Annotated in this window: 19 protein-coding genes; 12 read left to right on the plus strand and 7 right to left on the minus strand. The window is 48.1% G+C overall.

The genetic code is table 11. The features are described from left to right. Nucleotides 1-69: 69 nt before the first annotated feature. Together AC1DLM_RS12935 and AC1DLM_RS12940 are read right to left on the minus strand one after the other, a co-directional pair. The gene (locus tag AC1DLM_RS12935) at nucleotides 70-726 is read right to left on the minus strand and encodes a glycosyltransferase (RefSeq protein ID WP_441989742.1); all 657 of its coding nucleotides are present in this window, start codon (nucleotides 724-726) and stop codon (nucleotides 70-72) included. A gap of 81 nt (nucleotides 727-807) precedes the next feature. Beyond that, nucleotides 808-2,031 carry an MFS transporter gene (locus tag AC1DLM_RS12940; RefSeq protein WP_477570168.1) on the minus strand — a complete coding sequence of 408 codons (1,224 nt, stop codon included), beginning with the start codon at nucleotides 2,029-2,031 and terminating at the stop codon, nucleotides 808-810. A 120-nt stretch (nucleotides 2,032-2,151) separates the two neighbouring features. Here AC1DLM_RS12940 and AC1DLM_RS12945 point away from each other — a divergent pair, with 120 nt between their 5' ends. Continuing rightward, nucleotides 2,152-3,036: a LysR family transcriptional regulator gene (locus AC1DLM_RS12945; protein WP_477570169.1), complete on the plus strand. Its 885-nt coding sequence runs from the start codon at nucleotides 2,152-2,154 to the stop codon at nucleotides 3,034-3,036. A gap of 50 nt (nucleotides 3,037-3,086) precedes the next feature. Here AC1DLM_RS12945 and AC1DLM_RS12950 read toward each other — a convergent pair whose 3' ends face one another. Continuing rightward, nucleotides 3,087-3,716 carry a LysE family translocator gene (locus tag AC1DLM_RS12950; RefSeq protein WP_477570170.1) on the minus strand — a complete coding sequence of 210 codons (630 nt, stop codon included), beginning with the start codon at nucleotides 3,714-3,716 and terminating at the stop codon, nucleotides 3,087-3,089. 333 nt (nucleotides 3,717-4,049) lie between these two features. On the opposite strand from AC1DLM_RS12950, the gene AC1DLM_RS12955 reads away from it, so the two are divergent. The 10 genes from AC1DLM_RS12955 (at nucleotide 4,050) to AC1DLM_RS13000 (ending at nucleotide 16,534) form a co-directional block, all read left to right on the plus strand. Next, nucleotides 4,050-5,399 carry an ABC transporter substrate-binding protein gene (locus tag AC1DLM_RS12955; protein WP_477570171.1) on the plus strand — a complete coding sequence of 450 codons (1,350 nt, stop codon included), beginning with the start codon at nucleotides 4,050-4,052 and terminating at the stop codon, nucleotides 5,397-5,399. A gap of 89 nt (nucleotides 5,400-5,488) precedes the next feature. Then, nucleotides 5,489-6,373 (plus strand): carbohydrate ABC transporter permease, encoded by an 885-nt coding sequence (locus tag AC1DLM_RS12960; RefSeq protein WP_477570172.1) that lies wholly within the window; start codon nucleotides 5,489-5,491, stop codon nucleotides 6,371-6,373. After that, the gene (locus AC1DLM_RS12965) at nucleotides 6,370-7,185 is read left to right on the plus strand and encodes a carbohydrate ABC transporter permease (protein ID WP_477570173.1); all 816 of its coding nucleotides are present in this window, start codon (nucleotides 6,370-6,372) and stop codon (nucleotides 7,183-7,185) included. Before AC1DLM_RS12960 ends, AC1DLM_RS12965 begins: the two co-directional genes overlap by 4 nt. Nucleotides 7,186-7,293: 108 nt before the next feature. Continuing rightward, nucleotides 7,294-9,054 carry a sensor histidine kinase gene (locus AC1DLM_RS12970; RefSeq protein WP_477570174.1) on the plus strand — a complete coding sequence of 587 codons (1,761 nt, stop codon included), beginning with the start codon at nucleotides 7,294-7,296 and terminating at the stop codon, nucleotides 9,052-9,054. Then, the gene (locus AC1DLM_RS12975) at nucleotides 9,051-10,667 is read left to right on the plus strand and encodes a response regulator transcription factor (protein WP_477570175.1); all 1,617 of its coding nucleotides are present in this window, start codon (nucleotides 9,051-9,053) and stop codon (nucleotides 10,665-10,667) included. Before AC1DLM_RS12970 ends, AC1DLM_RS12975 begins: the two co-directional genes overlap by 4 nt. Before the next feature lie 24 nt (nucleotides 10,668-10,691). Then, on the plus strand, nucleotides 10,692-11,339 hold the full coding sequence (locus AC1DLM_RS12980; protein ID WP_477570176.1) for a bifunctional 4-hydroxy-2-oxoglutarate aldolase/2-dehydro-3-deoxy-phosphogluconate aldolase: 648 nt from the start codon (nucleotides 10,692-10,694) through the stop codon (nucleotides 11,337-11,339). A gap of 23 nt (nucleotides 11,340-11,362) precedes the next feature. Beyond that, nucleotides 11,363-12,511, plus strand: a complete 1,149-nt coding sequence (gene dgoD / locus AC1DLM_RS12985) for a galactonate dehydratase (RefSeq protein WP_441989751.1) — start codon at nucleotides 11,363-11,365, stop codon at nucleotides 12,509-12,511. 299 nt (nucleotides 12,512-12,810) lie between these two features. Continuing rightward, complete coding sequence (locus AC1DLM_RS12990) at nucleotides 12,811-13,905, plus strand: GerAB/ArcD/ProY family transporter (RefSeq protein ID WP_441989752.1); 1,095 nt, start codon at nucleotides 12,811-12,813, stop codon at nucleotides 13,903-13,905. Beyond that, complete coding sequence (locus AC1DLM_RS12995; RefSeq protein ID WP_441989753.1) at nucleotides 13,902-15,386, plus strand: spore germination protein; 1,485 nt, start codon at nucleotides 13,902-13,904, stop codon at nucleotides 15,384-15,386. The genes AC1DLM_RS12990 and AC1DLM_RS12995 overlap by 4 nt, the downstream gene beginning before the upstream one ends. After that, nucleotides 15,383-16,534, plus strand: a complete 1,152-nt coding sequence (locus AC1DLM_RS13000) for a Ger(x)C family spore germination protein (protein WP_441989754.1) — start codon at nucleotides 15,383-15,385, stop codon at nucleotides 16,532-16,534. Before AC1DLM_RS12995 ends, AC1DLM_RS13000 begins: the two co-directional genes overlap by 4 nt. Before the next feature lie 119 nt (nucleotides 16,535-16,653). Here AC1DLM_RS13000 and AC1DLM_RS13005 read toward each other — a convergent pair whose 3' ends face one another. From AC1DLM_RS13005 to AC1DLM_RS13020, 4 genes are all read right to left on the minus strand, one after another. Continuing rightward, nucleotides 16,654-18,408: a glycerol-3-phosphate dehydrogenase/oxidase gene (locus tag AC1DLM_RS13005; RefSeq protein WP_477570177.1), complete on the minus strand. Its 1,755-nt coding sequence runs from the start codon at nucleotides 18,406-18,408 to the stop codon at nucleotides 16,654-16,656. 135 nt (nucleotides 18,409-18,543) lie between these two features. Continuing rightward, complete coding sequence (gene glpK, locus AC1DLM_RS13010; RefSeq protein ID WP_477570178.1) at nucleotides 18,544-20,052, minus strand: glycerol kinase GlpK; 1,509 nt, start codon at nucleotides 20,050-20,052, stop codon at nucleotides 18,544-18,546. 1 nt (nucleotide 20,053) lies between these two features. Then, complete coding sequence (locus AC1DLM_RS13015; RefSeq protein WP_441989763.1) at nucleotides 20,054-20,629, minus strand: glycerol-3-phosphate responsive antiterminator; 576 nt, start codon at nucleotides 20,627-20,629, stop codon at nucleotides 20,054-20,056. A 188-nt stretch (nucleotides 20,630-20,817) separates the two neighbouring features. Then, nucleotides 20,818-22,818 (minus strand): GTP-binding protein, encoded by a 2,001-nt coding sequence (locus AC1DLM_RS13020; RefSeq protein WP_477570179.1) that lies wholly within the window; start codon nucleotides 22,816-22,818, stop codon nucleotides 20,818-20,820. 148 nt (nucleotides 22,819-22,966) lie between these two features. On the opposite strand from AC1DLM_RS13020, the gene AC1DLM_RS13025 reads away from it, so the two are divergent. After that, a complete protein-coding gene (locus tag AC1DLM_RS13025; RefSeq protein WP_477570180.1) occupies nucleotides 22,967-23,653 on the plus strand; it encodes a DNA-3-methyladenine glycosylase family protein in 687 nt (228 codons plus the stop codon). The last annotated feature ends 558 nt before the right edge of the window (nucleotides 23,654-24,211 follow it).

Here is a 24,211-nt window from a genome sequence, read left to right on the forward strand (position 1 = left end):
ACAAACAAGCCGATACCGGATGCATCCAGTATCAGCTTGGGATACGCACTTATTTGAAATTTCGGGAACTCATTTGAACTTATCGGGAAACTGTTTGATAATTCCATCTGACAACATATCCGCATACATCATCATATGATCCTCACCCTTATCATAGGCAAGAATATCGGCTTTCCAATCCTTTTTCAGCCTCGCAGTAGCTTGATCGGTAATAAACTGCAAGTGTGCATACAACATGTCCCGTTGTTCTTTCTCCGACCAGTTTGGGTTAGCGGCGCTTAGAAATTTGGCAATATCATCCGCATTCCGAAACAACTCTTTGTTTAATTTGGCTAGATCAGCTTGATTGCCAGCTTTCGCCGCGTCTACTACACCACCAGCTAATTGGATGTGCTCCCTCAGCAGTTCAGCCAACTTATTTCCTGCTGCTTCCCCATAAAATGGCTTCACCGCGTCACCGATATCCTGCTGGTTCTTCAACAGCCTATCCAACACGTCCTTCTGATCCTCAACCCCAGCAATTGCGCTGATTATGTAACTCCTCGTCCAGCCTACATGATCGACCCAAAGTCTCCTCATGTCTTGCTTCAGCTTCACTTTCGCATCGTTCATGCACATCGCAGAACCAGGCTCTTTCCCAGCGGTGGCTTGTGCGCCCAGCGGCATGAAAGTGAAAGAGAGAACCATCGTTACAAGCAGCGTTACTAATAAGAACTTTCGTTTCATAAAAACCTTCTCCTCTGCAAACAATTCTCGAACAAGGTTTATTTTGAGGAAAAGCATGCGTTTTTATGCCCGTGCCCCTAATTAAACTAACTTTGCATTTTGCTTATGAAGTGATACCTTCGCGCGAGGGCGATGGTGAAGTACATAATACAAAGCAGCGGATAGCAAGGGAACGAGCCCTGCGACGACATACATCATCCGATAATCTGACACGGAGGCGATCATCCCCATGACATAAGACCCTAAGCCGTACCCAAGGTCAAACAGCAAGAAGAAGGTTCCCGTTGCACTCCCTCTGCGGTGTTCAGGGGAAAGCTTCATCGCTAGTGCCTGAAAACAAGGCAACAACGCGCCGTAACCTACACCCATTATGACGCCCGCCACCAAAACCATCATTGCCGAGTGCGCTTGGCTTAACAGCAGCATGCCTACTGCAAACAACATAATGCCAGGGTAATACAGATAATGTTCATTGTAAGTATCGAATATTTTCCCAATCAGCGGCCGGAACACCACGATCATCAGCGCAAACACAACAAAGAAGGTGCCTGCCACTTGAGATTGATGAATTTCAACCGTAAACGAGGACATAAAGCCAGATAAGGAGCTATAGGCAAAAGCTAGAATAAACCCCACCACCGAAATAGGCAGTGCCTTGGGTTCGATGAAATCACTCCACTGCAAGCGTCGTTTCTCCCGTTTCTTAGGCTCCACTGGCTGCAGCGCTTCTTGGCTTAGCTTCGGCACTCGCATACACAGCGTGAAAAGAAGCGAGAGCGCAGCAATCACGCAAATCGCCAACAGCAACACATGGATGTCCTTATCTTTCCATAAAAATAAACCCAGTGCAGGACCTATGACCATGCCGACACTCATGAACATGCTGAAATAGCCCATTCCCGTACCTTGACGTGAATTAGGTACGAGTGACGATGCAATCGTACTCGTCGCTGTTGAGGCGATCGCATAGCTCATGCCGTGAATGAGACGAATCACCAGAAACATGAACATCCCCTTCGCACCGTAATAGCTGATGCAAGCCAATAAGAAAATGACCATTCCGATAATGGCCATCTTCTTTTTACCATATCGGTCTACCCACTGTCCTGAGAAGGGTCTAATCAACACCCCACCGATGACATAAATCGTTATCGACAATCCCATTTGCTGCTGATCGCCGTGCAAGCTATCTTTTACATATAAGGGAAATGCCGTAGCAAGAATATAAAAAGTGAGAAACATGAAAAAGCTGCTCATACATACGACAACAAAATTTTTCGACCAAATTCTCTCTCTAGTCAACATATGCGCTCCATTCTCCACAAAGGTTTTCTGTCTGTTGAACTAGTATAAGAGGGAAAACCAATAATGTATAATACATATTATATGATCACATCAAAGTTATGTACAAAGCGAGGATTCACCATGGAATTCCTACAGCTTCATTATTTTCAGACTGTCGCACGCCTTGAGCATATGACCCAAGCGGCCAAAGAACTCAATGTCTCACAGCCTTCCCTTAGCAACTCTATCCAGCGGCTAGAGAAGAGGTTAGGTATCCCTTTGTTCGAACGTCAAGGCAGGCATGTGAAATTGAATGCCTTCGGGAAGACCTACCTCCGCCGCGTTGAGCAGGCTTTCCTAGAGCTGAAAGAAGGCGAACGAGAGATCAAAGATATGGCTGGACTCGACCATGGCGTCGTTTCCCTTTTTGTATCGCTACCGTACGTACTGCCTACTCTGCTCAAGGAATTCCTGACCCTTCACCCCCATGTCCGAGTCATCCAGCGACAGTTGGCATCTGCCTTGGAAATGAAAAATGATCTCGAGAATGCCGAAATCGATTTCTGTATCTCTTCTACACCGGTAATCGGACCGGATATTGAATGGCTTACACTCGTTGAAGAAGAGCTGTATTTGACAGTCCCGAAGGGGCACCGTTTTGCCGCTAGAGAAAGTATTCGGTTGGTAGAAGCTGCAAATGAACCCTTCATCTCCTTGTCCTCCCAAACGAATTTCCGGGAAATTACGGATGGCTTCTGCCGTCAGGCGGGGTTTGAACCTCGCATCGCGTTCGAGCTTGAGGAAGTCAGCGCTGTTCAAACTTTGGTCGAGATGGGGCTCGGCATTACTTTCACACTTCCGCTTTCCTTAGGGAGAAGAGCTTCCAATCCGGACACCGTTCAGTTAAAAATAACAGAACCCTACTGTCACCGCACCTTCGGTATCGCCTGGAATCGCAAGCATTACCTTTCTCAGGCCGCCATTCATTTCCGCGAGTTTGTGATTGCTTTTTTTAAGCGAAGTTAGGTTATGTAAAAGAGACCCACAGCGGTTTGCTGTGAGTCTCCTCTCTCATTCTATTGTCTCCGCTCGAAAGCAAGACGCACTGCCAAGCCCGAATACACGCTTCCCATCAGCCACCGCTGGATCTTCAGCCATTGTGGACGCGTGCCGAACCATTTGGCGATCCAGCTTGCCGTTAGCACGATCACGAGGTTCACGGTGAAGCTCACCGTGATTTGCGTGAGTCCCAGCGTTGCGCTTTGCAGCAGTAAGGATCCCCTAGCAGGATCCTCGAATTGAGGCAGAAGCGACACATACAGGACCGCAGCTTTAGGATTGAGCAGGTTGGTCATGAAGCCCATCAAGAATAGCTTCTTGGGCGGGTCAACGGGAAGATCTCGTGGGGTAAGCACCGATCTAGCACCCGGCTTGACAGCTTGCCAAGCTAGCCATAGTAAGTAAGCAGCTCCGGCCAGCTTAACAGCGTCGAACACATACGGTGCCGCCGCAAACAGCGCCGACAACCCTAACATCGTAGTCACGATGTAGACTAAGAAGGCAAGTACAATGCCCAACAGTGAGATGATCCCCGCCATTCTCCCCTGCGTGATCGAGCGAGAAATAAGGTAGATCATATTAGGTCCGGGCGTGCAGACCATGCCGAGTGAGACTATGGCAAAAGCGAAAATCGTCGTAAATGTCATGACGATAGTGTTCCTCCTTCAACTATAGGTTCAGCATCACCGAAATAGTATATTTATTCATTTATTCGTATTTTTATACATTTTAAACGAAGTAAAGTTAGGTGTCAATACCGCCCGCTATGTACGGGGGCGGTATTAAACATTTCATTTCCGTAGACTCCCTAGTCTTCACAATTTCTTTTAGAAAATGGCAACACTACTTACAGCACTTCCATTTCCTTCAGTTGTAGTTATCCATATTGAATCTTAGTTATATCAACCAAACCGAGGAATCAGGTACTCTTAGAGATGTAAACACAACCATTTGAACGTACTTGGGAGGTCACATATTACATGAAAAAATCATTCAAACAATGGATTGGTCTCAGCACGACAGTCGTCATGGCTGCAACGGTAGTTGCAGGATGCGGCAATACATCCACGAAGACAGAACAAGCAACAACAGCGCCAAGCGCTGCTGCTGCTACAGCCAATGCGAAGCCATTCGCAGGAAAAACAATCTCCTTAGTAACAGCCAACCATCCTTGGGCTGAAGCGATTAAGCCCTTGCTTCCTGACTTCGAGAAGGAAACCGGCATTAAGGTGAATGTTGAAAATTTCTTCGAGGATCAGCTCACACAGAAGCTGACCGTGCAATTCACATCTGGTTCTGCAACACCTGATGTCTTTATGTATCGCCCTCTTCAAGAAGGCAAGCTTTTCTATAAAAATGGTTGGCTTCAACCTCTTGACGAATACGCTCAAAAAGCAAAAGACTACGACTTTAATGATTTCTCAAAATCCGCCATTGGTTCAACAACAGTTGATGCCAAATTAGCTGGTATCCCGATTATTACGGAACAAGAAATTTTGTATTACCGCAAAGACTTGCTGCAAAAGGCGGGTATCGCTGTTCCTAAAACGTTAGAGGAGCTTACCGCGGCTGTTAAAAAGCTGCACGATCCGAAAAATGAGATGTATGGATTCGTAGCCAGAGGCCAACGATCTCCACTTGTTACGCAAGTTTCTTCGTTCCTATACTCCGAAGGTGCAGACTTCACTACAGGCGAGAAAGCTAGCATTAATACGCCTGAAGCACTCAAGGCCTTTACGACTTACGGTACATTGTTGAAAGATTATGCGCCTCCAGGAGTGCTCAATATGTCATGGCCGCAAGCTTTCGGTATCTTCGCGCAGGGTAAGGTCGCTTTCTTAACCGATGCGAACTCACTCTACCAGAACGCAACGGATCCGGCGAAATCGAAAATCTCTGATCAAGTTGGGTTTGCTGTATTCCCTGGGGGTAAAGCAGGCTCCAAGCCTTACAGTATTACATCTTGGGGGCTTGCGATGAACGCCAAATCAACCAATAAAGACGCGACTTGGGAGTTCATTCAATGGGCAACAAGTAAAGATATTGTGTTGAAAACGCAGCAAAAAGGTAATCCTGGTGCCCGCGCTTCGATTTGGGATAAACCAGAAGGCACGACAGGCTTCCCGGCTGAGCTTGTTCCGATTATCAAAGAAAGTGCTAAAACAGGCGTTGACCACGACCGTCCAACCGTGATTAGTGTAGGCGAAGCTCGTGATGCAGTTGGTGAAATTGTTCAGAAGGTTATGACAGGTGAAACGAATCTTCAACCTGTGGCAGACAAAGCCAACCAAGCACTGCAAACAATTATGGATAAAGATAAAACAAGATAAATACGTGTTCGATGGGTGAAAAGGGTCATCTGATGGCCCTTTTCATCTTTCATACAGAAAATATCGGCATCAGGAAGGGTGCATGCAGCATGCAATACAGTTGGTTTAACCGCAACTTAAAATGGATTTATACACTCCCCGCGGTCATCTTCGTCCTGCTTATGATGCTGTTTCCGATCATCTATACCGTTCGGATCAGCTTCTATGAATGGAGCATGTCCGCAACGACACCACCTCTCTGGGTGGGTTTGTCGAATTATATAGCCCTGTTCAAAGATGAACGCTTCTGGCATGCAGCAGGTTCTACGTTTTATTTCACATTCGCAGCGCTTACCCTCGAAGTGATTCTTGGTATCGCCATCGCCCTGCTTCTTTCCAGAGAGTTCCGCGGGAAGAATATCGTAAAAACAATCTTTCTACTGCCAATGGTAGCAACACCGGTAGCCATGGGATTAGTCTGGATGCTGATCTACGAACCTACGATCGGGGTAGCCAACATGCTGCTCAAAACGTTTGGTCTAGAGCCACTCCTATGGCTAGCTTCACCTAATCAGGTCATCCCTTCACTTGTTATCGTTGATGTGTGGGAATGGACGCCTATGATTGCACTCATTATTATGGCGGGATTAGCCACACTCCCAACAGATCCTTATGAAGCGGCGGATGTAGACGGCGCAAGCACATGGAGAAAATTTGTTTCCATTACACTTCCACTATTAAGACCGACCATTATTGTGGCCGCTATGCTGCGATTAATTGACGTCTTGAAGACTTTCGACATCATTTATGCAACGACGCAAGGCGGACCGAACTTCGCTTCAGAGACTTTGAATCTATACGGATATGTACTTGGCTTCCAATACTTTAAGCTTGGAATGGCTTCGTCACTACTTGTCATTTTCTTCGCACTTGTTATGGGATTAACATTATTTATGATTTGGATGCGTAAACGAATGGAGGGAACCACATCATGAAAAAAAAGAAAGGTCCGAGAATTGCACAAACGCTGCTTACCTTTCTAGTCGTCATTGTGTTTGCATTTCCATTCGTATGGATGCTCCTAGCATCGTTTAAGACGCAATCACAGATCTTGTCGACTGGCCAAATGTTTATCTTCAAACCGACGTTTCACAACTATGTCAGCGTGTTTAAAGAATATGATTTCATTAGATTTATCTGGAATAGCTTCCTCGTTGCCGCTGGTTCAACACTGTTGTCACTTATTCTAGGTCTCCMTGCAGCCTATGCGATTGCTCGTCATCACCTTCAGAAGCTGGGGCTTCTCATCTTAGTCGCGAGAATTATCCCGGGAATTACGTTTCTAATTCCTTGGTTCATCTTGTTCTCCAAAATCCATTTGGTGGACACGTATACAGCACTTATTTTAAGCCATATGCTTGTCGGACTGCCTTTTATTATTTGGATTATGATTTCATTTTTCGAGGCTCTGCCTACCGAAATCGAAGAGTCGGGTCTTATCGACGGCTGTACACACCACCAAGTTTTCTTACGAATTATTTTGCCCATCTCGGGACCTGGCGTTATTACGGCATCGCTTCTCTCCTTCATCTTCTCGTGGAACAATTTCATGTTCTCAGTGATTCTAGCCGGAGACAAAACAAAGACGCTTCCGATCGCTGTATTTAACTTTATGTCCTACTCCGAAATCAACTGGGGGGCATTGATGGCAGCAGCCTGCATTATCACACTTCCGGTTCTCATCATCGCTTTAGTATCTCAGCGTTACGTCGTAAGCGGACTTTCCGCCGGTGCTGTTAAAGGTTAATAACCAGAATTGTAAATACGGGAGATGCCGCCTTTCTTTTAGACAGCATCTCTCGTATATTAAATTTGAAGTTGGTTAGCTTAGCAGATACGTGGAAGGTGATTTCGTATGATGCCCTATAAACTGAATATTTTCAGCAAAATCTTAATCTTATTGGTTCTGCTTCTCATTCCAATTGTTCTGCTCTACAGTTATACGAATAGAATTACAAACAATGTCGTTCAAGATCAGATACAATCGTCCAATTTGAACCAACTGTCTTTTTTTATGCACCAGCTGGATGCAGATGTGGAGCGATTAGCGATGTCTCCCGTGATATTGGGAAGTGACCCCTATGTGAGGGAATACATCGATAAGAACGATTCGCCAGATTATGACATGTTGAAGGAACAATCGCGCATCATCCAAAAGCTTAGCCTGCAAAGTGTCTCCAGCGGTTGGGTAAATGAACTCACGATAGCTATTCCCAGAGGGAAGCAAGTACTATCCTCCAGCATCTTCGTAAATGGTACAGACGCCTGGCCTTGGCATCGACCGATTCAGAGAACTTGGACCTATGAAGTACGTGAAGGTGACAAAGGTGTAGGATCGTTCATCAGGGAGGTTAGCGAGCCCATTCGTGCGCAAGTTGTGGATCAAACGAATGTGCTTTATCAAGTGAGATTTAGTGTACAGAATATGGTTCAGCTGTTGGATGTGTATAAGAAAGATAAACGAAGCGATCCTTTTTTGGTGGATGGTGGGCAGGCCTCCATTTTTAACAGTTCCTCAGATCCGTCCATTACGGCCTCGATCAGGGAACAACTAACTGGATCTACACTACCGCTCTCTGGCCAAATGCAAATAAAAATCAATAAACAGCAGTATCTGGTCAGCTATGTGAAATCAACGCAACTGGATTGGTATTTGGTCGACTATGTGCCCGTTCAGAAAATACTGTCTCCGATTACCATGACCCGCAAATTGTTTTACATCTCGATCGGACTTTTGCTCATGATGAGTGTGTTAGCTTCTTTTATCTTGTATCGGAATGTACAGATACCTATCGGCAAGATGATTCAAAGTGTACAGAAGGTGAAAAGGGGCGACCTATCAGCACGCATCGACTACAAAGCCAAGAATGAATTTGATTTCCTTATTCAACGATTTAATGAAATGGCGACGCAAATTCAAGTGCTGGTTGAAGATGTTTATGCGGAGAAAATACGCTCGCGCGAAGCCACTTTGAAACAACTGCAGTCACAGATCCATCCGCACTTTCTGTATAATTCGTTATTCTTCATTATCAATTCGGCCGAGATGGAGGATAAAGAGTCCGTTGTGGCGATGTCACAAAATTTAGCCKAGTTTTATCGGTATACAACAAGAGTCGAGAAACAAGTCGTACGGCTGCAGGAAGAGGTGAATTTCGTTATTCACTATTTAAACATTCAGCAGTTGCGTATTCATCGGCTAGTGTACGACATTCGCATTCCGGATGAGATGTTGAACGAATCGGTGCCTAGGCTTATTCTTCAACCTTTGGTGGAGAACGCCATTCTTCATGGTATTGAACGCAGTATGGAAAGTGACCGCATCACCATCAAGGGCGAGCAAGATGGGGACTGGAACCGAGTGATTGTCGAGGATAACGGCCTTGGACTGAGCCAAGAGAAATTAACTCAACTATCAAAACAGCTGGAGCAACCAATATCCGATGACATTGGCTGTGGCACATGGAATATTCATCATCGGCTATTTTATCAATTTGGAGAAGGATCCGGGCTGACTTTTMAATTAGGAGAAGATGGGGGCATGAAAGCTGTGTTGACTTGGAAGCGTGAGAAGCAGCTGGAAACTCTTCCAGCTGCTCAGGAGAGAAGACCATGATTCAACTTCTCATTGTTGATGATGAAGCGCATGTAGTAGATCGGCTGCACGCCACGATTGACTGGGCGTCGCTGGGCATCGAACAAATTTTCAAAGCTTATTCGGGTAAAGAAGCGTTGGAGCTGCTTGAGCAATTTTCCATTGATATCGTCATTACGGACATTCAAATGCCGGGGATTACTGGCTTGGAACTGATTGCTGAAATCAAAGATAGATGGCAGAAAACGAAGTGTATTCTCTTATCGGGTTACTCTGATTTCAACTACGCCAAAGAGGCCATCCTTCAAGGTACGGAGGATTATTTATTGAAGCCCGTTACAGAGAAGGATTTGCTAACTACGGTTGGTCGGGTCATGGATAAGCTTCAGAAGGAATGGCAAGAAGTCATCTCCACCCAGCGGCTTACTTACACGTTCAAAGAAAACCTGCCTCTATTACGAGGAAACTTGCTGAATGATCTCCTTCAGGGACGCAAACTCTCTGAGCAATCGCTTCAAGAAAAAATGCATATGCTGGAACTCCCTGATTTTCATGAACAGACTTGTATATGTATGATGATTCGACTTGAATCTGACTTCCTTGAATATGATATGGGGCGTCTATCCTTAATGGAATATGCCATCAGTAATATGGTTGAGGAATTATTTGCCGAGAAATTCGATAGCTGGTCTACGAAAGACGCACATGATTATTTGGTTTTCATCATGAAACGGAAGCCGGTTACTACCGAGAAGGAAGATCCCGCTTGGCTTGAACGAACAGCAGCTGTCCTCCAATCCGCTGTGAACAATTATTTGAAGGGCAAAATCTCCATTCTGCTCAGTAGTTGGGGGGAGTTCCCTGGCGATATCACAACCTTATATAACTCCTCTCTGAGTGCCTTTCGTAAGCGTATTGGGAGCGAACATGAATTATTAATGGTACTCGGCGAAGACTCCGCCCAAACGGAGCTTTCCGCTTTGCAGAAACTGTATGAACCTCCTACGCTCAATCATCTCTTGGAGGCAGCCCGCTGGGAAGATACCGAAGAGAAGCTTTCATTGATTTTCGACGAAATGGAAGCCAAATTCTCGGAGTCCCAAGAGCACCTGTTGGAAGTTTACTTCTCGGTTGCATCCGCGTTTGCTTACATTGCTCATAAAAACGGCAGACCCTTGCACCAGCTCATTGGCGGGGACTACGAGAAAATGACGGAAGGCATTCCCTTCCGCAGCGTGAACCAATTGCGTGAATGGTCCATTCGCTCCTTACATCGGATGATTGAGGATATGGATCAAGAGAGAAAAGATAGTCGGACCACCCTAATTAATGACATTCGATCTTTTATTGATCTGCATCTAGCCAGTGATGTTTCTTTGCAATCGATTGCGGATCACGTTTATCTCCACCCTGTTTATGTGTCTAAAATTTATAAGTTGGAAACTGGCGATAATCTCAGCGACTACGTCAATCGGGTACGTATGGATAAAGCTTCCTATCTATTGAAAAACGGTCACGATAAAATTTACGAAATCGCTACGCAGCTCGGATACCAACGTCCGCACTCCTTTAATCATGCTTTCAAAAAGCATTACGGGATGACCCCTCAGGAGTATCGCGATCAATATTCTTAATCAGAAGGGAGCATGAGTTGTGCCATGTCTGACGTATTGAATACATTAAAAGAGTCCAAAGTTATTGCCATCATTCGCGGTATTGAACTCTCGCAGGCTCCCCCTCTATTCGAGGCACTCGCTGCAGGGGGGATTCAACTTGCAGAAGTAACTTTGAATACACCGAATGCGCTCCAAATCATAGATCACATGCGTGAAAAGTATAATGGCCGGATGATAATTGGAGCTGGGACAGTCCTTAATGCGAGTAAAGCCTTAGAAGCCATACAAGCAGGCGCAGAGTTCCTTATTTCCCCGAATGTCGATCTAGGCATGATTGAGACAGCATTAGCACATCAAGTAACTCCGATGCCGGGTGCAATGACACCAACCGAAATCGTGCAGGCCATGAATTACGGCGCTCCGATTGTTAAGCTTTTTCCTTGCTCCAGCTTAGGGCCGTCGTATTTAAAAGAGCTCAGAGGTCCTCTAAATGAACTCAATATCCTTGCAGTCGGAGGGATAACGAAAGAAAATGCGCCTTCGTATTTGCAAGCTGGCGCCTCCTCCGTAGGTATAGGAGGAAATTTGGTAGCGCTTAACGAAATTCAACAAGGTAATTACAGTGCGATTACGACTTATGCCGAGCAGCTCATGGCGGCCGTACATGCAGTGAACTTTCAAACAATCTAAGTTACAGGGAGAGGAAGTAAACCGTGAAAATCACAAAATTAGAATTGTTCAAAGTACCGCCAAGATGGTTATTTTTGAAAATCGAAACGGATGAGGGGATCACGGGTTGGGGAGAACCTGTCGTTGAAGGAAAAGCCGATACGGTCGCTGCAGCCGTGATGGAAATGAGCGACCATATCATTGGCAAGGACCCGATGCGAATCGAAGATATGTTTCAGGTACTATACCGCGGCGGGTTTTATCGTGGAGGCCCTATTCTTTCCAGTGCGATTTCTGGTATCGAACAAGCACTCTGGGACATTAAGGGCAAATTCTACAACGCCCCTGTTTACGATCTATTAGGGGGAGCTTGCCGCGACCGCACGCGTGTCTACTCCTGGATTGGCGGCGACCGCCCAAGTGACGTTGGTCAAGCTGCTAAGTTGCAAGTCCAAGCTGGCTTCACCGCGGTAAAAATGAATGCTACGGAAGAACTTCATTATATAGATTCGATCCGCAAAGTAGATGAAGCCATTGCCCGCATTGCGGCCGTCCGCGAAGCCGTTGGCAAAGATGTCGGCATCGGCATAGACTTCCACGGCCGCGTTCATAAATCGATGGCCAAAATCATCGTGAAAGAGCTCGAGCCGTATCGCCCGATGTTCATCGAAGAGCCCGTTCTGCCTGAGAACAATGAAGCGCTGAGAGAGATCGCTCGTTATACGTCGTGTCCTATCGCCACAGGAGAGCGCATGTACACGCGCTGGGGCTTTAAAGAACTACTCGCCCAAGGTATCGTCGATATCATTCAACCTGATCTTTCGCATGCTGGAGGTATCTTAGAAACCCGGAAAATTGCCGCAATGGCCGAAGCCTATGACATTGCCATCGCTCCGCATTGTCCGCTTGGTCCTATAGCATTAGCTTCCTGTCTACAGTTGGATACCTGCTCGCCTAATGCATTCATTCAGGAGCAAAGCTTGGGTATTCATTATAATCAAGGCAGCGATCTGCTGGATTACTTGAAAGATCCTTCCGTCTTCCAATATGAAAATGGCTTCGTAAAGAATTTAACGGCTCCCGGTCTAGGGATCGAAATCAATGAAGAGAAGGTCCGCGAAATGGCGGCCATCGGGCACAATTGGAAGAATCCGATTTGGCGCCAAGAGGATGGTACGGTGGCGGAGTGGTAAGAGAGCACTTAATCCTACTTGTCTGGCAGCATGTCCACCGAAATTATGGTTAAATCAATAATACCACATCCCTTTGAGAATAACGGGTTCCTTTTAGAGGTGCGAAATTACGATTTACATATATGAAAAATGAAGATGTCGAATAAGCCCATGCCATTGCGCATAGGCTTATTCGACGTTATTAGTAACCGAATGTGAGTGACGCAACCTGATGGATAATAAATGCTCTAAAGGGATATATTACAAAAGATTATTGTGGAAATAACTGGACATTCATGGCAACGGGTGGTGAAAACGATATGGACGGAACAAAAGATAAAATCGGTATTGTATCAATCATTATGGTCATGATGCTGTTCAATGGTTTACTCAGTCATGTTATTGTAAATCCGCTGGTGCTGGATGCATCGGGCAGAGATGCTTGGATATCTGTTCTCATGACGGCCGTTCTATATATTCCATGGTGCGCTCTTCTTGTTTATATTATGAAAAAATCAGGTCAGCAGAAGCTGCGAACCTGGTTGTCGAACCAAACGAACCCTATAATTACTTGGCTGATACTTGCTCCGATTTGCGTGGAGTTGTTTATGATTGGAGTCATGACGATCATCCAAACGGAGATCTGGACGGTCACTAATTATTTGCCTGCGACCCCACAATATATAATGATAATTGTCCTCGTATTGGTTTGTTATTACTCGGCTTATAATGGCATTCACACGATTGCGATAGGTGCTGGCATCTTGCTTCCTCTTGTCGTCTTGTTTGGATATTTCGTTTCCTTTGCAAATATGACGGAGAAAGATTACACGCTGCTTAAGCCCTTTCTTGAGCACGGCTGGAAGCCTGCCATGGATGGTATGGTTTATGTAGGTGGAGCTTTAGTGGAGATCATGCTGATGCTAATGCTTCAGCATCGTCTGAAATCGAAAATGCAGTTTTGGCAAATGATGCTGCTCGGTACGATTTTGGTATACATAACATTAGGCCCTCTTGTAGGAGCGATCACGGAATTCGGTCCTAAAGAAGCCGCCAAGCAGATGGTTTCTCCTTATGAGCAATGGCGTCTTGTTCGAATCGGCAATTATATCGAGCACGTCGATTTCTTGTCGGTGTTTCAATGGTTGGCTGGAGCAACAGTACGAATCAGTCTTGCTCAGTTTTTATTGGCGGATATCATTTCGTTTAAAAAGGCAAAAACGCGAGGTTGGTTCATTTTGATAATAACGCTCAGCTTTCTCGTATTTTCTATCATTATTACAAACCAAACTTCGTTTTATTTGTTGATGTATAAAATATATTTTCCCATATCATTGATTTTCACCATGATCATAACCATTGTTTTGGCCTTTATTGCGTGGAGGGCCAAACCCGCTAAGGAGAGAACAACATGAACGGTAGCGAAGCTCTATCGGACAACGTAACGAAAGAGCACATGCTGCGGCAATTATTCGCAAATTGCTCTGATGTGCAAATTCAGGTTTACTTTTTTGCCGAGGATGATCCGTCGTCCGCAATTATGATGATCTATGCAGAGGGTTTATGCGATACCCCTCAAATAGGGAAAGTCGTCCTGCCCGCGTTGAACACCGTTTACCAAGAAAATGGTTTCGAATATTTGCAGAACGGCTATGCGCTTGGCGCATTACCGCTCATTTCCTTTGAGGGAGAAGCAACGGAACAAGAATTAACGGATGCCGTCTTCCAAGGGGATCTTCTTCTCATTTTCTTGGCATCGGACGCGATGTACAAGCTTAACATTTGCAATCGCCCGCAGCGCACACCTGAGGAATCAAGCACCGAGATATCGATCAAAGGACCGAAAGATGGATTCGTAGAAGATTTGGCGACAAACATTGCTTTGATTCGCAAACGGATACGAAGTAGTTCCTTATGCTGCGAAACGCTCACTCTCGGCAGAAGAACGAGGACGAAAATCGGATTCATGTATTTTCAGGACATTCTGGCTCCTGATATTCTGGTAGAAGTTCGATCTCGCTTGAATAAAATTAATGTCGACGGCATTTATAGCATCTCTCAAGTGGAAGAAGCGCTTACTGATTCGAAATTTGCGTTATTTCCTTTGACTGACTTCACGGGTAGGCCCGATTATGCGGTTAACTGCTTACTGTCGGGGAGATTAATACTTATTGTCGATGGCAACCCGCTGATTTTAATTGCTCCAGGGTCCTTTTCATTGATGATGAAATCACCTGAGGATATTCATTTCAGCTATCAATACGTTTCCTTCGCACGTATAATCCGTTTATTAAGCTTTTGGATTTCTATCCTTTTGCCCGGCTTATGGGTATCCCTAGTTGCATTTCACCAAGATCAAGTTCCATTGCATCTCATGGCGACGATATCGGTAGCACGAAGCGGTGTACCCTTATCCGCTCAAATGGAAATGCTATCCTTACTGTTTTTCCTTGAGGTTTTTAAAGAAGCTGGTGTGCGATTGCCCAGCTCAATCGGACAAACCTTAACGGTCATCGGTGGACTGGTCATTGGTGATGCCTCTATACGCGCGGGCTTGGTTTCGCCTTCAGTTGTCGTTGTTGGGGCCATTACCGCAATCACGGGAGCTACGCTTGTCAATCAATCCTTGAGCACAGGTGTCAGTGTGGCCAGAGTGTTAATTTTCCTGCTTTCAGCGGTCGTTGGGATGTACGGACTTATCTTGGGCTTGATTTTGTTGGTGTTCCACATGTCCCGGCTCAAATCATTCGGCATTCCTTTCTTTTCTCCGTTGTCTCCTCTCATTTATAAAGACGTATTTAGGAGCTTTCTAAGGTTCCCATGGAGTGAAATGAGAAATCGTCCGCAAATTCTGCGTACAATTGATCCAGATCATCAAGGGAAAGACACCGAATGAGAGCACTCGGTCTCCTTCTTATCATCACAACTTGCCTATTTGTGCAAACAGGGTGTTGGAACTCCAAAGATATCCAGAATATGGCCTATGTAACGGCTATCGGACTGGATTACGAAGATGGAAAATATGTTACCTATGTACAGGTACTCAATTTTGTAAATTTGGCCAAAAGCGAGGGAACAAAGTTAGGGGAAAATATCCCCGCATGGATTGGGAAGGGAGAAGGATCTACGATTACCGAATCGTTTAATGCCATTTACGCAACTTCCCAGTTAAGAGTGTCCTGGGGGCATGTGAAATCGATTGTTTGCAGTGAAAGATTTGTAAATAGTGGTCAAAGAGTCAAAGAGGCTTACGATATGATGAACCGCTTTCGTGAAATCCGGTATAACGTTTTGTTGTATGGGACAAAAAAGCCGTTGCGGGATATTTTTTCACAGAAATCGATTCTGAATGTATCACCAATCGAATCCTTATTGGATAGTCCTTCGCAAATCTATTCTCAGCGCTCGTATATTACCCCGCTCTACGGCTTTAAGTTTATTTCGCAGGTAAATGAAGCTGGACAAACAGCCATGCTTCCTTCGATTTCCCTTGACAAAAACAATTGGACCGAGGACAAACAAGCAAAATCGATGTTTAGAATTGATGGGGCTTGTTATTTCCGAAATGGCAAATACTTGGGATGGATGTCCGAACATGATCTTCTAGGATTTCGGTGGCTCCAAGAGAAACTGTCGCGGTCTCCGATTAATATTCCTGACACGAACATGCCAGTCGCGGCAATTATCATGGTCAAACCGAAATCGCATATTCTGCCTGTGATTAGAGATGGTAAGGTCTACTACAATATTAAAGTGAAAATGAATGCCTATGTGGACGAATTAGTTGAGGACATCTCTACGAAGGACATGGAGAAGCTAGCGGAGCAAGTGATTGAAGATCAGCTCAGAAGAAGTTATGCCATAGGGCTAAGCAAGAAAATAGATGTGCTGCAGTTGGGCGAACGGCTTTACAGAAACTACCCGAAAAAATGGCATGAACTGAATAAGGATGACGATTTCAATTTGGATGCCAATTCCCTCGATAAAATAGAGGTCAATGTTAAAGTGAAACACACCGGTAAGTATAAACCAAGAGCGAATTGACGTAAAACCTCTTCTGCCGATGCAGGAGAGGTTTTTTTACCGCAAAGCAAATAATTGACATCTCACAAACTACGTATTACTGTAAAAGTGATCGGATCATTGCGGTTTGAATGCCAGGCTTAAGCCTCCAGCGGATGCACCGCCTCATGGAGCAACTGCTCCAGCTCGGCGGTGTAATCCGCTGTCTGCGCTTCGCTCCAGCCGAAGCGCTCCGCTAGGAAGGCCGTCGCTGCAGCCCTCCACTGCCTTGCCCACGCGATGTCGAAGAAGAGGGCGCCCGTGCGGCGGATGAAGAAATCCGCCGGCTTCACGACCATCTCGTACTCAATTGCGTACACGAGCGCGGCGAGCACCGCGGCAGGCATGCCCCGCCGCACCGCTTCACCCCTGTGCTGCTCCAGCAGCGCGAATACGGTGTCCACGTTGGACCCGTATCGCTGCGCGAGCAGCATCGCCTCAGGCTCGGTCAGCCCCAGCCGCAGGCCTTGGCTGACCTTGCTGCGCAAGAAAGGCGCCAGCTGCGCGGAGCCGCCCACATCGCCGCCGGATATCGGCAGCGTCATCGTACAGCTCGGCGGGAGCGCCGCCGAGACCTTGCCCTCCGCCACCAGCATGGCGGCGATCTGGTTCACGACCGACTCCGCCATTTTGCGGTAGCCGGTCAGCTTGCCCCCGGCCATCGAAATGAGGCCGGAGCCCGAAATGAAGATTTCGTCGCGACGCGAAATCTCGGAAGGGTCTTTGCCCTCCTGATGGATCAGCGGGCGCAGCCCGGTCCAGCTCGATTCGACGTCGGCCTCCGTCAACCCGAGGGACGGAAACATCTCGTTCGCGGCACGCAGCACGTAGGCGCGATCAGCCATAGTAATACGGGGATTCGCAATATCCCCTTTGTAGTTCGTGTCGGTCGTGCCGACATAGGTTTTGCCATCGCGCGGGATCGCAAACACCATCCGCCCGTCCGGCGTATCGAAGTAAATCGCCTGGCCCAGCGGAAAACGGCTCTGATCAAAAACCAAATGCACCCCTTTGGTCAAATGCAACGTTTTACCCTGCTTCGAGCGATCCATTTCACGAAGAGTGTCTACCCACGGCCCAGCCGCATTCACGATTTTACTCGCATACAGCGAATAGGAGGCTGTTTGTTCTTTCCCGTCACTCCCATCTGTTCCTTCTGTTCCAGCCAACTGGTCCACAACCCGCACCCCAACCAACGTGCCATCCTTCACGATCAGTTCCTCAACCTTGGCATAATTCACCGCCATAGYGCCGAGCTCCACCGCTTTTTTCATAACTTCTATGGTCAGCCGCGCATCATCCGTACGATACTCCACGTAGTAGCCGCCGCCTCTGAGATCTTTCTTCTTCAACAAAGGCTCGTGCTGCAAAGTCACGTCAGGGCTGAACATTTTGCGTCGTTCCGAGCGCTTAACTCCCGCCAAGAAATCGTACACTCTTAAGCCGAGCGACGTAGACAGCTTGCCGAATGTCCCGCCTTTATAAAAGGGCAACAGCATCCACTCCGGCGTCGTTACATGAGGGCCATTTTCATACACAATCGCCCGTTCCTTGCCTACTTCGGCTACAACCTTCACATCCAGCTGCTTCAAATACCGCAGACCGCCATGCACCAACTTTGTGGAACGACTCGACGTCCCCGAAGCAAAATCCTGCATCTCAATCAACGCCGTCCGTAGCCCGCGACTCTGCGCATCCAGCGCGATACCCGCACCGGTTATCCCACCGCCGATCACAATCACATCGAATTGTTGCTGCGCCATCGCTTCAAGCGTCTCTTTTCTTTTTAACCCGCTAAATTGTCTACTTGGATTCATCCGTTTATGTTGTCCAGCTTCCATTTGCCCTGTTGTCATCCCAATCTCTCCCTTTTTATGAATATGAAAAAACCACAACATACCTATCACGTTTGCACGTTAAGGTCCGCTGTGGTTTCTCCTAGTCTCCAACCGAATATGAACTTGTTAGTTGTAGTATATCACTCTATGCATTTATTTAAAAGCAATTGCGGCATTTACCGCCTTTTTCCATCCGCTGTATAACTTTTCTTGAAGTTCTGTGTCCATTTCCTGCTCAAAAGCCCGATCCACCTGCCACTGCGCTGCAATTTCCGCCTGATCTTGCCAGAAACCAACCGCGAGACCAGCCAAATAGGCCGCCCCCAGCGCCGTCGTTTCATTAATAACCGGACGCTCAACGGTGACACCCAGCATGTCGCTTTGGAACTGCATGAGGAAGTCGTTTTTCACCACACCGCCGTCGACCCGAAGCTTCGTAAGCTCAATGCCTGAATCATCTTCCATCGCTTGCAGCACGTCTTTCGTCTGGTACGCAAGTGATTCCAACGTTGCTCGGATAAAATGTTCCTTCGACGTCCCCCGCGTCAGCCCAAACACCGCGCCCCGCACATCGCTGTCCCAATACGGCGTTCCCAGCCCAACAAAAGCTGGAACCACATACACACCATCGGTTGAAACGACACGTTTGGCGTACTCTTCGGAATCCTTCGCGGATTTGATCATGCGCAGCCCGTCTCGCAACCATTGGATCGCAGAGCCCGCCACGAAAATACTTCCCTCCAGCGCATACTCAACCTTCCCGTTCAAGCCCCATGCTATGGTAGTCAAAAGGCCGCTGCGCGACGGAATCGCATGATTCCCTGTATTCATCAGCATGAAGCAGCCAGTGCCGTAGGTGTTTTTGGCCATCCCTTTCTCGAAACATGCTTGACCGAACAGTGCCGCCTGTTGATCCCCAGCCGCGCCCGCGATTGGAATCGCCGCACCAAAAAACAGACTTTCCTGCGTATGCCCATACACCTCGGACGAAGAACGAACCTCAGGCAACATCACTGCGGGAATGTCCAAATGTCCCATCAGCTCCTCGTCCCACTTCAGCTCGTGAATATTGTAGATGAGCGTCCGTGAGGCGTTTGAGTAATCCGTGACATGGGCCTTGCCGCCCGTCAGCTTCCAAATGATCCACGTGTCCATCGTGCCGAAAAGAAAATCTCCCTGCTCGGCCCTTGCTCTAGCTCCCTCGACGTGATCGAGGATCCACTTGATTTTGGTCGCCGAAAAATACGCATCAATAAGTAGTCCCGTCCGTTCCCGAAACAGGTCGTTAAGACCCGCAGCTTTCAATTCCTCACAGATGTCTGCGGTCTGCCGCGACTGCCAAACAATCGCATGGTACACGGGCATCCCCGTATGCTTATCCCACACAACCGCCGTCTCCCGCTGGTTCGTGATGCCAATACCCGCAATCTCCGTTGGCTGCACCCCCGTCTCAGAAAGAAGCGTTGCAATCACACTTTGAATCGACAGCCAAATTTCGTTCGCATCATGCTCTACCCAGCCTGGTTTGGGAAAAAACTGCTTAAACTCCTGCTGAGAGGTATGCACGATACTTCCTTTTTGATCAAATAAAATCGCTCTAGAGCTTGTTGTCCCTTGATCGAGGGAAAGCATATATGAGGGCTTGGATCCCGCTGTTGTCATGCTAGTTATGCCTCCTTATCACGCCATCGTAGTGCTGCCAAAGCTCATGGTTCGAGGTCGTCACCGCCGTCGCTCCTGCCGCAAGCGCCTGCTCCACATCATCAATGGAACGGATCAGCCCGCCTGCAAAAATCGGAATGCCTGAACGCTCCTTCACCTCTTTGATAATGTGCGGGATGACACCTGGCATAACCTCGATGTAATCCGGCTGTGTGCGTTCGAGCAGGGTGTAGCTTTTGTCCAGCGCCGAGCTATCCAGCAGAAAAAGCCGTTGAATCGCAAGCAAGCCGTTCTGCCTTGTCTTCGTAATCACATTGCCGCGCGTCGAAATGATCCCCGCAGGGCGAATGCTTTGACACAGAAACTCAGCCGCGAACTCGTCGTTTTTCAGCCCCTCGATCAAATCCGCATGAAGCAGCATCTTCTTCCCATGGGCTCGGCCCAGGTCCACAATGCTTTTGAGCTGGCCAATATGACTGTCGAGCAGCACGATATACGTGTACGACGACTTCATGAGCTTCTCTAAATCCTTCATCTTACGGATGGCTGGTAAAATACACTGATCCTGCAGCGACATGCGCTTCACCTCGATTTTCTGAACTTCTGAACATGATCGCCATGACAAAAAGACTCACCAAGATTTGCCTTCTCTTATTCAAAGGGCAATCCAAGTGAGTCTCCTGTTCTCCGTCACATGTTATTAACTTACCTGTATTTTACTCAAAGGAGGGATGCCCTGTCAATGGTTGATGGTTGTACCCGAGCTTAATTGGATAAGGCCTTTCGTACGGCCAAAATATACTTCGATTGATCGAGCGGATTAACGCCGCGCCGTTTGCGCTCTGCATGAACATCAGGAGGACTTGGCTGATAGCCTGCAAAAGAGGACGTAATCACGCCGCGCCCACCCGACATGGCGCTAAGCTTCACAGGATATTCTAGTGAAGTTGCCACTGGAAGTCGCCCTTCTAGGACGAAACGACCACCCGCTATGCTAGGCGCATCAAAGCTCGCCCGCATCTGCACAAGGTCGCTCAGCACCTTGCCGCCGAACTCTTCCGGCACGGTAATGCGTACCTGGAGCATCGGCTCCAGCAGCGTCGTGCCTGTCTGCGCGAGGCCTTGCATGATGCCCATTGGCGTCGCAACAGCAAAATCGAGCGGATGCGTGTGCCACACGTGGTGCTCACCCTCCACAAGCGTCACCTTCACATCGGTGACTTCCCAACCGAGCAGACCCTGCTGCAGCGCCTCCGGCACGCGGCGCGCTACTTCATTTTGGTACTGCACGAGCAGCTGCTCGCCGCGTACCTGTGACTCATACACGAGCCCGCTGCCCGGCGTACCAGGCTCGATGCGAAACCGTAAGATTGCCCAGCAAGGCTTGGGCATCGTATAAGCAATGAAGCCTTCGCCGACTTGCGAAGGCGTTTCTTTGTAGATAACGGAAGGTTGATCGAACCTTACCGCAAGTCCGAAGCGCGAGCTTAAGAGACTCGTCAGAATCTCGAGCTGGATCGCACCCATGACCTTGACGTGCAGCTCGCGCTCGTCCTGCAGCCACTGCAGATCGAGCAGCGGATCTTCGTCCGTGAGCTCCTGCAGGGCGGCGACGAGCGCCGGATACTGTGCATCGCTCTCGGCGTGAACCTGCACGGTCAACAGCGGCACCGCCATGCGCGGCGCAGGCGGCACGCTGTCCGGCCGGCCCAGCACATCGCCGATCCGCACCTGCGTCAGGCCGCAGACGGCCGCGATGTCGCCCGCCGCGACCACGCCGAGATCTTCGGCTTTGCGGCCGTCGATGCGGCGAATCTGGGTCACCTTCTCCTCCACGCCTTGCGTGGCATTGACGACGGTGTCCCGGTTACGGATCGTCCCCTCGTAGAGGCGGACGTACGCCATGCGTCCCATGGTCTTGTCGCGCTCGACCTTGAAGACCACAGCCGAAAGCGGCTGCTCCGCATCGCCGCGCGGCTCAGGCAAGTAATCGAGGATCGCTGCGAGCAGCTCCTCGATGCCGATAGCTTTGCTGGAGGCTCCGACCAGCAAAGGGTAAGCCTCCCCCTGCCGCGCGTATCGCTGCAGGGCAGCCTTCACGTCGTGCGCCGCTATGGGCGCACCTTCTATGTAGCTCGTGAGCAGCGTCTCATCGAGCTCGGAGAGCTTTTCGACCGCGGCTGCGAGGTCGAATCCAGGGAGCGCGCCGGCTGCGGGCGTCGCGTCGTCCAGCACGTTCCGCGCTCCGCAGAACGTGTCTTCAAGGCCCAGCGGCGCATAGATCGGCACCGCCATCCCCGTGAGCTGCTTATGAATCTCCAGCAGAACACGTTCGGGGTCAGCACCGACACGATCCAATTTATTCATATATAGCAGCGTTGGGATTTTAAGCGATTGCAGGGCATGCCAGATCATTTCCGTCTGCGACTGTACGCCCTCCACAGCGGAAATAATCAGAATCGCTCCGTCCATCACACGCAAGGAGCGCTCTACCTCCGACAAGAAATCGACGTGACCTGGCGTATCTACCAGATTGATCCATGTATTTTGCCAGACTAGACTCGTCGTTGCGCTGCGAACCGAAATCCCCCGCTCACGCTCAACCTCCATAGAATCCGTCTGCGCCGTCCCATTATCTACACTACCTAGCGCGCGTATACGCCCACTTAGATATAGCAAATGCTCCGTAGTTGTCGTCTTCCCTGCATCAACGTGCGCAAATATCCCCACGTTCCTTCTCGACGCTATGCGTTTCTCATCTGTCATTCCAGCTACGGCCCCTTTGGCTTTCATTCTTTCTTCTATTATACTCAAAGAGAGTCATTTTGGATAAGTCACCCATTTCTCTCTTCTTGAGAGAATATGTAGCGAGAATGCGCTGTTTTGGACATGATTTTTCAAAGGAGGAATTGTTATGCACCAGCCTACTGTGCCTACTACAACCATTAAACTTCATAACCAACACCCTGCCATCATCGCCCTATCTCAAGCTGACCCGAAACTAGCACGTCTTATTGAACTCATCGGTGAGCTCACACTTACACCCAGCTTTCGTCCCTATGAATCTCTCGTCATGTCGATTATTTCACAGCAACTCTCGGCCAAAGCCGCATTAACGATCAAAACGAGAGTTAAAGCGATTATTCCCACTATCACACCAGAAAACGTTTTAGCCACAGAGGAAGAGGCTATCCGTCAATGCGGTGTCTCCTATCCCAAAATCCGCTACATCCGCGACCTTAGCACCAAGGTACTGAGCGGTGAAGTCATGTTCGATCAGCTGCAGGATGTAGATACCACAGAACTTCTGAAACAGCTGACTAGTGTCAAAGGGATCGGCGTCTGGACCGCTGAAATGTTCCTCCTCTTCACCTTAGGCCGACCCGACATTCTTTCGCTCGGCGATGCCGGTCTGCAGCGTGCAGCCCGCTGGCTGCATGCGCTTCCCGAGCGCCCGGATAAAAACTACTTAGGCGTCGCCGCTGAAGGCTGGGCGCCTTATCGCAGCTTCGGCTCGCTCTACTTATGGCGCGCCATCGATACAGGCCTCGTTGATTCTGGCCTGCCAGTGGAAGCTTGTGAGAAACCGATGCAGGCGTAGAGCAGCCTTCAGTGCCTGCTAAATCTGGGGGAGTTCCGAGACTAATTCTCGCCTCCCCGGCCTCCACAATGCCGCTACACGCAAAAAAGCGCGAGCCGTCCAACAGGACGCACTCACGCTCACACTATCACTAGCAATAGCAATAGCACTAACCTCACTAGCTCGCTTTCGCTTGCTGTAATTGCTAATATTAGCTACTGCAACTACCCTTCTCACTTTACTTCAACCGCCAACTAGCTACATCTACGGTCCCAAGTCAAACTAGCACGCACTTCAACAAATTTAACTGGATTTTATGAAGCTAATTCTGCTGATTATCACCTGAAAACGAGAATAACTGGATTCCCTGTAGCTAATTTCCACCCAAAGTCGCCATATCATCAAATTAAGCCAAAATAAATGTACTTTTTCAGACTGTCGAGAAAGTCTCGACAGTCTTTATTATTTTCTTTTTAGTTCATCACATTACCGCGTTAATTTGGTATAATATAAGTATACTCTTGAAAGTGGTGAACCTCATGCTTCGCTCTAAACCGAATGACCCTCAATTAGACTATG

The organism is Paenibacillus sp. 01T442 (genome assembly GCF_056398345.1).